Raw genomic sequence first — 13,506 nt, forward strand, 5'->3', positions numbered from 1 at the left:
ATCATGTCCACAACACACCGCAGTCCGGTCGCAACCGCCAAGGGTACCGTGCTGCCGAACAAGAAAAAGGAACTCATCGCGGTCAAGCCGATGCCGTTGCCTGGCGTCGTGATTTTCGTCCACGGAGTCAACTCCGAGGGCGAGTGGTTCGGTCCAGCCGAAGAGGGTCTCTGCCGCGGATTGAACCGGCGCCTTGGGCGGCTCGACGACCAGATGATGTTCAAAGGACCGGAAGGTGGACAACTCACCCCGGCCAAGTACATCAAGTTCCTCACGAAGGACGGCTTCATCAATCCGAAGATGACGCCGCAAACCTACGTGCAACCCGACCCGTCGTGGTCACCGGTCATTCATTTCCGCTGGGGACATAAGGCGAACAAGGAAGAACTGCAGGAGTTTGGCGGCAACATTTTTCTGAATGAACAAAATTACTGGGGTGGTGGGCCGTTCGCAAATGGGTGCTCGAGTCTTGCGGATTTGTGGAATGTCGGGGTCAACGACCGACTGTTCCTCTGGCTATCGGTCCAGGATTTGAATCCCGTTGACGCCCGCATGGTGTACTCGACACCAAACCGCCAATACGGTGTGATGGCTGCGCTGCGCCTCGCAAAATTGATCGAGTCGATCAGAAAAAAGCAAGCGGATTGTCCAATCACCGTGGTTTGTCATAGTCAAGGCAACATAGTCGGGCTCACCGCAGCGTTTCTGGGCGACCAATTGCCGGATGTGAAGGATGGTCAGGGGAAGTCCGGCCGTTGCGTCGCCGACGCCTATGTATTGGCAAACGCGCCGTACAGCTTGGTCGCCAGCAACGTGCCCGATTCCTGGACTCAACGCCGTGCAAAAGATTCAGAGGGTCGACGCGGCCGCGAGACATGGGAGGCCCGGGTCCACACCCTGTCGAACTTCTTCGACATCATCCGTGCGCGCGCAGCCCTCGAACCTATGCCGGGCGATATCGATCCAGAGATGTCAAACGTGTGCACGTCGTCGAAGGGCAAGCCGTACACGGCCGCCGCGGATCGCGAGGCCCATGGCCTTCAGGTTTGGGGTAAGACGTCAATGGGGCCGACGGGTTACGGAAACATGTACCGCACATATGGCCGCGTCACGCTCTACTGCTGCCCGCATGATCAAGTAATCTCGGCAACAACCGTCCAGGGGATCGGCTGGCGTGGCTTGAGCGAGTACGAGATAGAAGTCACAGGCGGTGCTGATTGCTTCACGCAGCGGGTGTTCGCTTCGGGCTACCTTGTAGGCCAAAAGCCCGGCGAACTTTACGATTACACGAAGAATGACTGGCGCTACAAGAAAGGAAAGACGAAGGGCTTCTGGTATCCCCCGTCGCCCGAGGCACGATTTTCGATCGCCAAATCATTGCAGAACCGAACGACTCTTCACGACATGTGGGGGATCTGGCAGATGCGAGGTATCGGCTCGCTGATAAACCTGGCAGGACCGGCTGTCAATGCGACGCCACCCGACTGGTGGGCAATTCCGATCGACGCTCCAAAGCTGGACCACCCGTTCACCCCTGTGGCAATGAAATTCGGAAGCCCGCTCGCACCAGTCCATGACGGCCCGGCCGCGACCAGCGTCTTTAATGAGGGCAATGACCCGGTGGCGGCCGCTCGTGATAGAGACAAGGCTGCTGCTGACAAAAAGCCAGGAGACGCGATCGACAACTACAAGGGCGCCACGCCGCTTGGGAACGAGGATAGCGAAGCAGATATGCGGTACGAATTGCACGCGGTTGTGCGACAGACCGTCCGCCAACGTGAGCAAGGAAACGGCGCGCTCATTGACGCAGATGGGAATGTGACCTCGGAGCAACCCGGTTCCAATGCTGACGGCAAGGCGAGGCAGTATTCGTCGTCCACCGTGACGGCTTATCTCGGGGCGACAGAGAAGAACAATCCGACAAACCATTCGACGATCATGACGAACGCGATGCACGCGGAGCACGCTCTCGCCTACGACATCGCGATCGGCGTGTGCAAACTGACGCCAGAAGACTGGAAGGATCTGCGTATCGAGGCGGACTGGCGCTTCGTTAAGGGACTCGACAAGAGCAATCCGCACCAGAAGTATGCGGAGTATTTCGTTTGGGGAAGAATGAACGGGCAATTCCTATCACGCTGGGTGAAATCGGACCCCGAAGCACACATGCCGAAGAAGATCGTTGACGAGCGAGATGGCGGGATGATCCTCGGTGCGACGCACGCCCTATGAATACCCTTCTCTCGACTTGGCCGCGACGTGTTGGCGTCGCGCTCGCCGTTCTGCTCTTGTCTGTCGCAGTAACGGCCTCGTGGACGTATTATGCTCAGCAGGCTGCGACGCAGCCGCTCTCGGTTGAGGAATGGATGAAACGATTGATTGTGTTGCCGCTCCTAGTTGTGGTTGCCGTATTTGCGCTATGGGCGGGGCTTCGGAAATCCGGCATAGAAAAGGCTGCGGTGACAACGACGGCCACTGCGACAAGTGTTGCAGCGGCAGCTGCCGTCCCTGATCGACCGTTCCGTGCACAAGTCGTCGGACTGGCGTGGCTAAACCCGCTGCAGCGGCGCGACTATCCAACCGAATGGCAGTTGCTTTGGACGATGGGCCTTGCCAAGCCCAATGAGCACGACGACATGGTGAAAGAGGATCCGAAGGGCTTCACCGCCGTTCAACCGGTTGCTGGTGTCGCGTACGGTAATGATGGCCGTGAGACGTTCGATGGGTTCTACGAGAAATATGTTGAACAGCTGCTCGTCTTGTTCGGCGAGACTTACGTCACGAATCCATCGTACTTCTACAACGTTCACTCCAAGGACCGGAAGAATTGGCGAGAACTCGCAGGCATGCATATCGAGTTCGCAATTCCCGAGAAACGCCTCGATCCGGAAGCATCACGAAAATTCCTGGTGAAAGACTTTACGTCTGCGTTCGAAATTGGAAACGTGGACGCACCTACTCTTTGGAGTAAAGACACCCCGCCTGATGTCCATGTCACGCCGGGCGGCCCGAACGCAGGCTTTACTTCGCTGAATCGCGCGCTCGACTATCTGCAAGCGCATCCTGATCAAAGCGTATGGGTGATGAACTGGGACGCGCCGAGCTTTCCGCCGAAGGACAACCAGATGAACGAGAACATGGTGCTGCTCGTTCTGACGGGCCCGGCCTTTGAGACGGGGCGAGAACCGCTTGCCTGGATTGGACGAGCCGCCGTCGGCAACGTGAACGACTTCGAAAAGAAGTCCGGTACAACCCGCGCGGTTCAGGCCTGGAAATCGACCATCGAGCAGGCCGCGCACAATGCCGGTGTGGAGACGACCGACCTGCATTATGTGGTCCACGACGCCGGCAAGGGGAGTGACGCCGCGTCCGCTCGCCTTGGCGCTTTGTCGCAGACGCTGACCGAGGTGCTGCCGGAATACGATTACCAGAAACAGACATTCAATACGCCGGCTCTGCTTGGCGAGATGGGCGCCGGTACCGCGTTGACGGACGTGGCGCTGGCGATCGGCCGTGCAAACCATCTCGGTGGGAATATGCTGGTGGCCGGCACGACCGACGCCGAGCATCCGACCGCGGTCGTCGTGGTGCCGCCGGCGAAGTTGAATCCGATCGACCCCAAAAAGCCGTGGTTCCGTGCGGCAGGCGAGGGCAACGCTTATCTGCCCTGGTGGGGGAAACGGCACGACGTCGATTACAGCCGGTACGGGCAAGGCTATAGCTTCTAAGCGACTGGGTTGATGCTTGGCGTCGGTCATCACGGTCGAGGGTGAATTGCCTATCTGCCGCAGAGAAAAGGTGCGATTGGGTAGGGTATGCGTCTGTTTGAAAAGGAGGTAGAACTACCATGCGCGGCATTATTCGGGTGGGGGACGTACATAGCCACGGCGGGCGTGTCGATTCGGGAGCAGCAAACAGCGAAGTCTTGGGACGGCCAGTCGCTCGAGTCGGCGATCGCTGTTCCTGTCCTGTCCATGGTGAGTGCCTGATTGTTGAAGGTGACTCGGATTTCGATGTGGAAGGGAGCTTTGCATCGTTCGAAGGACACAAAACCTCATGTGGGGCGGTGCTCATTTCTTCGATACCAACATCCGGGCGTCCTTGAATACGACGACTTTGACGGCTGTCGCAGATCGATCGCTATAGTCAAACTCAAGGACTGTTGCGAGCCGAATGGCGGGAGGCAATTCTAGGCAAGAATCTCCCTAGGCCAGCATGTCTCTTCAGCAAAACGGCCTGCGAATCCACGACTTGGCGATCTTCGGGGTTGTTCATTTCAGGCTCAATCCAAATGGGAATTCCGAACCTTCGCAACCAGCCGTTCGCGTGCAGCCTGCACGGGATAGTCGGTCGTGGTGACCGTGTATCCGCCAGTGTCGTGCATCAGCGCGTCGAAGAGCGCGGGCTGATACTCCCATCGTGAAATCTTCCCATGTGCGCTGAGAAGGTCGGCGATGGTCCGTTGTGTTGCAGGCGATAGGCGGTCCCAGTTCTCGCTCAGGGCGGTGTACTCCCACGAGTCGACTTCGTGGCTCTGGTGGAAGGCACCAAAGACGATCCCGGCCAGCGTAAAGGCGGTTGGAATCGTCAAGTTTTTCAAGACCCAGCGACCAATTGTCGGGAGGGTTCCACTTGCTGCATCATTTTTCATAGCCGACGTATGTTCGAGTGAAGGGCCAGTAAGAGAAGGGATCGCAGCGAATAACAATTTCCCCGCCGGCCTTATGCAGAATCATCTTCGGACCCCGCCTGCCGCGGCAGATGCGTTCCGTCATGTCATTGAACAGCGGGCTTTCCGCGTTCGTACTACCGAGCACCACGTGGCCGTTTGCCAGCCAGGCCGGATACGTTTCGGCGTTTATGAGAGTGAGACGTTCCGTTATAGAAGCGACCGCCATCGCAATGACGGTAAAGAACACAGCAAGCAGTGCGATCGCTGCCACTTTTGCACCGCGAATCTCCCGATGCCAAGCTCGGCGAGCCAGTGTCGGCAGAAACAGGAGCACACCGATGGCGATCGCCCATAGGAGTGTCCCCCATGACTTGTCTATGATGGCAGACGATGCCGCAATCGAAAGGCAGGCGCCCCAGTAGCATTGATCGTTGATGCTGATTGTCAGTCGCTGTGAACTGTCGCTCATTGGTATCTGCAGGTATGGAATGTGACTGCGGCCAGGAAGTCCTGGCCGCACGGGCGTCATGTTAGCACTGCATCCATCGCTTCTCGTCGCTGGACGTTGCCTTCATCGTCGATAACGTAGTAGAACGGGTGCTCGCTATTCACGCCTGGGAATAGGCGGAGGGCTTGCACGATTTGATCCTCAGTGAGATCTGAAAAGCGCATTAATCGCGTGTGCTGTTGCAGCAGATCGATGCGCCGCAATCGGGCCCGGATCGATCTCCCGAAGCCAAGAAGCCCAAGCGAAATGGCCAAGAACAGACCAGTCGTACGGATCTCGGCGTGCTCCCACGACTTGAACCTCCGGACACGGTCAGTTGCATCCTGGAAATACGATTTCGCCCAGTTCGATCGAGGCTCTTTGAAGTATGTCTCGTCGATCGCGTATGCAACGTCGGGACGCGGCGTCAGACCAGCGTGTTGGAGCGTTTCCGGGGAGTTGCTCATCGTCTGCGCGAAGGACCCCAGATGGTCCGCGCTATTGTCGATGACGTCGAGCTGTGCCAGCACATATTGGTCGGCCACGGTCGACGGTTTTGCAAAAGCCTGCCGCAGCCATTTCGTGTCCTGAGAATCGACGGCCTGCATGAAGACCTGCCGCTGGCTCATCTGCGATGCGCTATCACCACTAGGCAGACCGCCGACCATGGAGATCATCAGCATTGGCGCCGTCATAAGTATCCCGGCTCCGACGGCCAGCTTGCCGGCCACTCTCATTCCGCCGTCCTCGCTGAGGAAAATCATTGGCACGCCGAGAATGAGCGACAAAGGCGCAAGGAACCTCCCCACTCCTGACAGCACGGAAGCCATCGATTCGATCGCACCAGAAAGCGGAGAACCTGAAAACGGAGAGCCATCCCCGCCGCTGGGCACGGCATCGGAAATATGCGCGATGATCGATTGCGGAATGTCGAGCGAGCTGAGCACGGCCACCGGCGCCGCCCAATGAGCCTTGAGCCCGAAGTACACGGCCAGCCCCGCAGACACGGCAGCGGCAACACCCGCGAGCGCCCCCCACTTGACGAGTTTCGACGCCCGCTTTCCGAGCGTAACGATCTCCGCGTTAAAGTCGGTTACCTGTGCACTCACGCAACCTCCCGCACGCCCTGATTCGTGAGCTTGGCACGCAGGTCGAGACGCATGGCTTCGATCTGTTTTTCGGCTGCAGCGCGTTGCGCCGCGCCATCTTTCTGGATACGAATGACGTCCTGGACGGTGCTGATCAACTCGGACTGGACGGTCTGCAGTGTGTCGACGTCAATGACCAGGCGCTGGTTCGCACGGGCCGTTTCGACCGAGTTACGGTGCAGAAGGGCTGCGTTCCGCCGGAGCAGGTCGTTCGTGGTGTCGTCGATCGTCGTGGCCAGATCCACCGCGTTGCGCTGCTCATTTAGGGAAAGCGCGAGCATGAACTGGCGCTTCCAAGCCGGCACCGTGATCTCGCGGATCGTGTGGAACTTGTCGACCAACATCTGGTTGTTGGCCTGGATCATGCGGATCATCGGCAGCGTCTGCATCGCGTTCTGCTGCAGGGCGGTCAGGTCGCCGATCCGCTTGTCGAGATTCGCGTTGTAGGCGTCGAGATCGGACAGTTCCTGCAGGCGGGCGGGGTCGTTGCCGACCTGTTGACGCAGATCCTCGGCCTGCCGGGTAAGCTGCGCGTACTGGATCTTGCCGGCCGCGATATGGATGCCGAGCAGACGATGCTCCTCGCGGACGGCGCCGAACATCTGCTCGAGGCCTTCGTTACGTTGCGCGACGTTTTCCTGGGTGGTCTGGACCTCGGCGACGAGGCTTTCGATCTGGCCGCGCGTCGTGTCGAACTGGCCGACGAAATTGCGCGTTCGAACACGGAACTTGTCGATCAGCGGTCCGACAACCGGAATCTTCGAGCGATTGTTGGAGAGCGCTGAGACGTTCAGCTCACGTGCGATGTTCACGACCTTCGTAAGCTTCGCGCCGGCCTCGTCGAGATCGCTATTTCTGACTTGCTCGAGCAGGCCGTCGGCGTATCGCGACGTATGTTCCGCGACATCGCGACCGAACTCGGCGACGCTGAGTGGATTCGTGGGTTGGAGGCGAAGCGCAACCTGCTGCACTTCGGCGACATCGTCTTCACGGAGACCAAGCGCGTTGAGGTTCGAAGCGGTGAGGTCGAAGGTGGGCGCAGTCGGGCGCGTTTGCAAATCGAGTTTCATCGTCGTGCTCTCCATGGTTACTGTTTGATCCCTTCAAGGCTCTTGGCGAGGCTGGTAGCGAGCGCACGGTGCGCCTTCGTCGCCTCGTTGATGAGAGCCGAGTTCATGTTGGTGGTAGTGATCAGCGCCAGGGTATGCCGGCGCCAGACAGGCACCATGACCGAAACGGCCTCGTTGTAGCGATCCAGCATGTCGACCGCCTGGGCACGAGTCATCTTCATCTGGATGATGCTCATTTCATTCGAGGCGAGCAGGGTGGCCATGTTGGCAAGCTTGCGGGCGAATCGTTCGCGCGGCCGATCGAACTCGACAACGCCTGCCTGAATTTCGCCTGCGGCCGGATTCTCGTCGAGAAATTCGCGGCCTGCCTGGATGTACAGGCGTAGCGCTTCCGAATCGGCCGTATGCGTTGAGATGACTTCGTCGATCCGTTTGAGCGTGTCGCGTACACGCTGCGCGATGCCTTCGGTATCGGAAATCAGCTCATCGAGGGACTTTCGAGCCACCTGATACCGCACCTGCCGCTCGAGAGGCTTTCCCGTCAGACGCTCCAACCACGTCGAGGGGCGCGAGATCCGTTCCGGATCGGCATCCTGGAGTTTCCCGACAATCTGGGCGATGCGCTCAGCAAGCTTGCCGACCGATCCGCTTTCCATCAGATCGGATATCTCGTTGATCGCCGCGGCGCCGCCGGCCGTATTGCCGTATTCCGCGATCGCGGCCGAATTGGCGAAGAGCTGCGGGAGCATTACCCCCTTGATGTGTTCAACGCTCAGGGTCATTTACGAACTCAGTTATTGATCGACTACCCAGCAAGGGGAAGGGGACAAGTTCGGGAAATTGTGAGCTTCCCATCACAAAGTTAAACCCAGTCTGCCACGTCCTGCACCCAGTTCAAGGCCCCTTGTGAGGGCATTATTCTCGGCCGTGCAGGCGAATAATGCCCAGTCTGTTAACGTCAGCGCTGCTATGGTTCTGAAGGGGAGGAACCAGACTGCAGCGCTCAGCGTCGCTCCAACGGGGTGACCGGGATTGTCGAAACACGGCCGACCTTAGCGAGCGGCGCAGTTGATCGGTTGGCGTAGGTGTCGGTCAACCTGTCAGGAAAAGCGAAAGATCGCGGCGAAATGGACAGATCCGCCGCTACAACCTCAGAGGCGCCGGATTCCTGCTGCAATTTGATGCCAGCAAATTAGCGATCGGTAGGGTCGACGGGACAGTCGCGTGTCACGGTCCGTGCGGGCTTATCGACCCGCAGCCCCTGAAAAGACGGATGCCGGAGCTGTCCGGCCGGCGTCCATTCGAGGAACGACACTTCGGCGACGAGTTCCGGTTTAAGCCAGTGAAACTCGCGATCGCCTTCGGGCTGCGGCGCATTGGCGAACGGCGGGAGCTTGCGGGCCAAAGCCGTCAGCCGCGCTTCGAACGCCCGCGCCTGGCGCGGCGTGAAGCGGGGCGCGACGTTCCCGACATAACGCAGGCGGCCGCTCTCGTCGTAGACACCGAGCAGCACTGCCCGCACGCCCGCTGTCGCGCCCTTGCTGCGCGAGAATCCGCCAATCACGAACTCCTGCCGCTTCATGCATTTGAGCTTGATCCAGCGGTCCGATCGGCCGGAACGATATGGGGGTAATCATCCTTTTCGTGCAAAATCTGGCGGTTTCGTCGCAAAGCCTTCTGTAGCAAGGCTTTGCGGTCGATTCTGACTATCGTCGGCAGTCCCGGCCGGGATCTGCGGTAAGCTATCTGCCCGCAATTTTCAATTGCGACCGTGACGGGAGGCAGTAGATGCCAGGCCTGGAATTTCGGTATGTGGGGCAGGATCGCTTGCCCGCGCGACTGTCGGAGTTCGACGTCGAGCGTTACTTTGCGCTGAGCGACAGCGACGTGGCCGCGATCAATGAACGTTTCCGGCGCGATCGCCGCGCAGGCGCCGCCGTCCAACTGGTCTTTCTGCGGGCCAGCGGCCACACGCTGGATCATGTCGGGACCCTGCCACGGCAACTGCTGCGCTATGTCGGCGAGCGACTCGGCCTGCCGACACCGTCGATCGCGTCGCTGCGCACGCTCTACCAACGCTACAAGACCCAATACGAGCATCAGGTGTGGGCGTGCGAATACCTCGGCCTGACGTCGATGGGCGCTGACCAGTGGTCTGGCCTCGAAGCGTGGATGCGGCAAGATGCTGCCGAATCGCTGGCGCTCGACGAACTGGTGCAGCATGCGCACCACTGGCTGTACGAGCGGCGGCTTTTGATTCCCGCCGAGCGAACGTTACGGGACCTGGGGCGAGCGATCTGGGCGGAGGCAGAACGTGGCCTGCTCGCGACGATCCAGGCGACCGTCAGCAACGCCCAACTGGTGCGCGCCGACGCGGTTTTGTCCACCCAACACGGTACGTCGGGGATGACGGTGCTCGAATGGCTGAAGACGCCGCCGGCAAGACACAGCCCGTCCACCATTACCGAGACCCTGTCGAAGGTTCGCTTCCTCAAGTCACTCGGCGTCCATACGTGGGTCCTGGATGCGGTGCCGATCGAGAAACAACGCGCCTATGCACAGCGCATTCAGGCCCGGCGTCCCGCCAAGGTTCGTGAACTCAAGGCGTCGACGCGGACGATCGAGCTGATCTTCTTCCTGCACGTCACGCTGCTGGAGCTGACCGACGCGCTGCTCTACCAAACGGGGCGCCGCGTCTCCGATCTCGTCCGGCACGCCTACGATCGGACGACAGTCAAACAGGCTCGGTCCGCTGTCGAGTACCGGCAGCAACTGATTGCGATCAAGGCAATGGTCAACGATACTCGCCGCTCTGCGGAAGAACGGCTCGCCGAGATCAGCAAGCTGCTCGAGGACCTGTCGGACAAGCCGCCGACGAGTCACGCAGCCAGCGTCCGCGAAACGCTGACCGATGATCATCATCGCATCCGCAACCTGCTGGTGCCGTTACGCGAACTGGAACTGTCCGGCCGGGAGGCCGAGCCGAGCCTCCGACAACTCGAACTCCTCGGCACGCTGCACGACCGCGGCGCGACCGAACTGCCCGCCGACTGCGAGGTACCGGTGAGCGCAAGCTGGCGGGATCTCGTCGAGGGGAAGGACCGCGTACGGGCGATGCGGGCACTGGAGGCATCGGCGATCACGGGGCTACGCAAGGGTTTGCGGCGCGGCTCGGTCTGGATCAGCCATAGCCTGTCGTTCCGCGCCCGCGATCAAATGCTGATTCCGCCGGCGCAGTGGGAGCGCGAGCGCGATCGGCACCTGTCATCGCTCGGTTTGCCCCACAAGGCTGAGCCCTTCCTGGCGCGACTGTCGAGCCACCTGAAGGCGGGGCTGGCGGCACTCGAGGAAGCGCGGGAGGCTGGGCGTGTCACGGTCGGGACCGACGGCGCATTGCACCTGTCGGCGCTCGAAGCGTTGCCCACCGACGGGATCCCGAGACGCACGCGCGACTTGATGTTCAAGGAAATCGGCACAACGCAGTTAGCCGATCTGCTCATCGAGATGGATGTCCACACTGGCTTCAGCGAAACGCTGCTGGCGCGACGCGCGCGCGATGCGAACGAACTGGTCTCGTTATACGTGGCGCTGATTGCACACGGAACGGATCTCGACGCGAAGAGCGTCGTGGCGATGGTCCCACAACTCGACTTGGCGCCTATCGCGACGGCGATGCGGGCACTCGAGATGCCCGGTCGCCTGGCGCGCGCGAACGAGCGCGTGGTCGAGTTCCAGCGCACGCATCCGATTACCGAACTGTGGGGCACGGGGCGGCACGCATCCAGCGATTCCATGAGCCTGGATACTTCGCCGCACCTCTTTTATGCCCGCGTCGATCCGCGGCGCCGAACCCACGCGGTCGGCATCTATACGCACGTGCTGGATCAGCATGGCATTGTCTATAACCAACCGATCGTGCTGAACGAACGGCAGGCGGGCGTGGCCATCGAAGGCGTACTGCGGCATAACGAAAGCCGCGACGATGGCGGTCTGCTGCGGCTTTCGGTCGATACGCACGGGTACACGAGCGTCGGGATGGCCGTGTCGAAGCTGCTCGGCTTTGACCTGTGTCCGGGCCTGCGCAACCTGGCCGAGCGCAAGTTGTATTTGCCGCGCGGATTTGCCGTCTCCGAAGGTCTGGCGCCAGCCGTGGCCTACGACGTTTCGCTCAAGGCAATTCGCGACGGCTGGGACGAACTGCTGCGGCTCGTCGCCTCGATTCAGTCCGGCCGCGTCAGCGCGGTGGTCGCGCTGCAGCGGTTCGGCAGTGCCGCACAAGGCGACCCGGTGCATCGGGCCGGCGATCAACTCGGCAAGTTGCTGCGCACGCTTTTCCTGTGCGATTACTTCAGCAACGTGGCGTTCCGCCGGGAGCTGCATACGCTGCTGAATCGCGGTGAGTCGGTCCACCAGCTTCAGCGCGCGATCTACACCGGCAGAGTGGCCCCCGAGCGCGGTCGACGTCGCGATGAAATGGTCGCGATCTCGGGGTCATTGACGCTGTTGACGAACCTCGTGATCGCCTGGAACACGCAACGCATGCAGGCGACGGTCAACGACTGGCGTCACAAGGGGCGACAGGTCGACGACGAGTGGTTGCGTCGGATGGGTCCTGCGCATTTTGCGCACGTGAACTTCAGGGGCACATTGAGCTTTCCCGTCGACCGATACGGCGACGTGCTGCTGGAGGCTGCGCCCTGGCAACGCGGCACGGGATCATGAAACGGGCTGGATGGAGACGGACGGCGCATCGGCACCATGGAGGATTGACGTTCGTCCGATGAAGTGGACGTCGACCAGCGCCATCAGCGCCAATACCTATCTGCGACAGGATCGTGCAGCACCGCCTCAGCCATGCAGTTACACATCTCCGCAGTAAAGTGGATTTCGCCGAGCAGTTCCTCGATCGCCGCTTCCAGTTCGGCTCCGTGTGCAAACGGCATGGTGATCTCGTATCGCGTGCGCTGCCGGTTGACGCAACGCATCTCATATAGGGAATGACAGAAATCTTCGATCCAGCGGCGCGCCTTGGACATGCCTCGCACGAATTTGCTGTTGCGCTCGATGACCAAATGCAGGTTCAGGTGGGTGTGCGGCGTCGACGATGTCGTTACCTCGTCCGCCAACAACTGAGTTTTTGCGGGTTCGGTGATCGCGGGCTGCGTGGGTGCCGGTGGCGGCATCGTTGTAAGTGCCGACTCGATGCGATGTTGTGCGAACGGATCGGCCGCATCGATGTAACGCATTGCCGAACGCACATCTTTCCAGCCGACATATTCCATCAGCATTTTCAGGTCCCAACCGTTCGAGTTGGCCCAGGTCGCAAAGCCCCGCCGCAGTGAATGGCTGCTGTAGCTGTCGGGCGCCGGTAGCCCCGCCGCACGAAACAGGGTGCGCAGAAGTGGCACGAAGCTGCCGGCATGCAGACCTGCGTCGCTCACGTTCCCCCAGCGGTCGACGCTGCGAAAGACCGGGCCTTCGGTCAGGCTTGACGCGGCAATCCACGCCTCATATGCGGCTACCGGACAGAGACGAGAGAGCGCCGGGGCCTTGAATGTCGTGCCGAGTTGCGCGCGATCGCCCTTCGTGCGCGGCAGGAACAGCGTCATGCCTCGGGCCGGCTCGACGGCGATGTGCTCGATTCGCAGGCGGCTCAACTCGTCAGAGCGAAACCCCCGCCAGAAGCCAAGCAGCACCAGCGCCCGGTTGCGAAGGTGCGTCAAGCGCATGCGCGTATCACCGTGTTCCTCGGCTTCCCTGATCTGTCCGTCGAGCCAGGCCGCGAGGCGCTCGAGCTGCGCGAGTTGCAACGGTCGGGCACGCTTCTCGGTCACCGGATGCAGCGCCGCGATGCCCTTGATCACCTTGCGAACATGGGGCGTCTTGGTCGGGTCCGGAAAACCTTGCGTCTGGTGCCATTGCGCCAGCGCCGCAAGCCGGGCGCGCAGCGTGTTGACCGACAGTGACTGCGCGTGGTCCGCGAGGTACCGCGCGATCTCGTCGGCACTCGCCGGCAGAAAGCCACCCCATTCGACCTCAAAATGCCGGATCGCGGATTGATAGCTGCGCCGCGTGTTTTCGCGTGTGGCGGCCTCAATGTAGCGATCGACGGCGGACATGGGACGTGAT

Annotated in this window: 11 protein-coding genes; 4 read left to right on the forward strand and 7 right to left on the reverse strand. The window is 60.6% G+C overall.

All coding sequences use genetic code 11. The annotated features are described in order from the left end of the window. The first annotated feature begins 3 nt into the window (after positions 1-3). The 3 genes from KH616_RS00255 to KH616_RS00265 all read left to right on the forward strand — a co-directional run bounded on the left by KH616_RS00255 (position 4) and on the right by KH616_RS00265 (position 4,105). Complete coding sequence (locus KH616_RS00255; RefSeq protein ID WP_292232648.1) at positions 4-2,232, forward strand: hypothetical protein; 2,229 nt, start codon at positions 4-6, stop codon at positions 2,230-2,232. Then, a complete protein-coding gene (locus KH616_RS00260; protein ID WP_292232650.1) occupies positions 2,229-3,728 on the forward strand; it encodes a virulence factor in 1,500 nt (499 codons plus the stop codon). Before KH616_RS00255 ends, KH616_RS00260 begins: the two co-directional genes overlap by 4 nt. A gap of 119 nt (positions 3,729-3,847) precedes the next feature. Further along, positions 3,848-4,105 (forward strand): PAAR domain-containing protein, encoded by a 258-nt coding sequence (locus tag KH616_RS00265; RefSeq protein ID WP_292232652.1) that lies wholly within the window; start codon positions 3,848-3,850, stop codon positions 4,103-4,105. A 177-nt stretch (positions 4,106-4,282) separates the two neighbouring features. On the opposite strand, the gene KH616_RS00270 is transcribed toward KH616_RS00265, so the two are convergent. The 6 genes from KH616_RS00270 to KH616_RS00295 form a co-directional block, all read right to left on the reverse strand. Beyond that, positions 4,283-4,651, reverse strand: a complete 369-nt coding sequence (locus KH616_RS00270; RefSeq protein WP_292232654.1) for a hypothetical protein — start codon at positions 4,649-4,651, stop codon at positions 4,283-4,285. Further along, positions 4,641-5,141 (reverse strand): hypothetical protein, encoded by a 501-nt coding sequence (locus tag KH616_RS00275; protein WP_292232656.1) that lies wholly within the window; start codon positions 5,139-5,141, stop codon positions 4,641-4,643. The genes KH616_RS00270 and KH616_RS00275 overlap by 11 nt, the downstream gene beginning before the upstream one ends. Positions 5,142-5,197: 56 nt before the next feature. After that, positions 5,198-6,268 carry a hypothetical protein gene (locus KH616_RS00280; RefSeq protein ID WP_292232658.1) on the reverse strand — a complete coding sequence of 357 codons (1,071 nt, stop codon included), beginning with the start codon at positions 6,266-6,268 and terminating at the stop codon, positions 5,198-5,200. Then, positions 6,265-7,377, reverse strand: coding sequence for a toxic anion resistance protein (locus KH616_RS00285; RefSeq protein WP_046196483.1), 1,113 nt, complete (start codon positions 7,375-7,377; stop codon positions 6,265-6,267). The genes KH616_RS00280 and KH616_RS00285 overlap by 4 nt, the downstream gene beginning before the upstream one ends. Before the next feature lie 17 nt (positions 7,378-7,394). Further along, entirely contained in the window at positions 7,395-8,159 is a 765-nt protein-coding gene (locus tag KH616_RS00290) for a toxic anion resistance protein (RefSeq protein ID WP_292232661.1), read from the reverse strand. A 410-nt stretch (positions 8,160-8,569) separates the two neighbouring features. Further along, positions 8,570-8,959 (reverse strand): hypothetical protein, encoded by a 390-nt coding sequence (locus KH616_RS00295; RefSeq protein WP_292232663.1) that lies wholly within the window; start codon positions 8,957-8,959, stop codon positions 8,570-8,572. A 206-nt stretch (positions 8,960-9,165) separates the two neighbouring features. Here KH616_RS00295 and KH616_RS00300 point away from each other — a divergent pair, with 206 nt between their 5' ends. Further along, entirely contained in the window at positions 9,166-12,099 is a 2,934-nt protein-coding gene (locus tag KH616_RS00300; RefSeq protein ID WP_059888142.1) for a Tn3 family transposase, read from the forward strand. A gap of 83 nt (positions 12,100-12,182) precedes the next feature. On the opposite strand, the gene KH616_RS00305 is transcribed toward KH616_RS00300, so the two are convergent. Beyond that, complete coding sequence (locus tag KH616_RS00305) at positions 12,183-13,496, reverse strand: site-specific integrase (RefSeq protein ID WP_081062881.1); 1,314 nt, start codon at positions 13,494-13,496, stop codon at positions 12,183-12,185. Positions 13,497-13,506 lie beyond the last annotated feature (10 nt).

It is taken from the genome of Burkholderia sp., from assembly GCF_018375725.1.
Lineage (GTDB): Bacteria > Pseudomonadota > Gammaproteobacteria > Burkholderiales > Burkholderiaceae > Burkholderia.